Origin of the sequence: Paraburkholderia sp. SIMBA_054, assembly GCF_046534875.1 — a bacterium.
Taxonomy (GTDB): Bacteria; Pseudomonadota; Gammaproteobacteria; order Burkholderiales; family Burkholderiaceae; genus Paraburkholderia; species Paraburkholderia hospita.
Genome location: NZ_JAWRXV010001721.1, coordinates 1 through 236 on the forward strand (window position 1 = coordinate 1; position 236 = coordinate 236).

Here is a 236-nt window from a genome sequence, read left to right on the forward strand (position 1 = left end):
GTGGATGCCGGTGCGGCCAGGGCACTGAAATCCGGAAAGTCGCTTTTGCCCGCAGGCGTCAGGGAAATCGACGGCCAGTTCGAGCGCGGTGATACGGTCGCGGTGCTGAACGAGGACGGACGCGAAATCGCGCGCGGACTGATCGCTTATGATGCCGAGGATGCGCGCAAGATCGCAGGCCATAAAAGCGATGAGATCAGTGAAATTCTTGGCTATGATGCTCGCGCGGCGATGAT

1 protein-coding gene is annotated in these 236 nt (G+C 59.7%); it reads left to right on the forward strand.

The window, feature by feature from the left end; genetic code table 11:
* On the forward strand, nucleotides 1–236 hold a 236-nt coding region (locus SB822_RS60985), incomplete at both ends, for a PUA domain-containing protein (protein WP_410859638.1).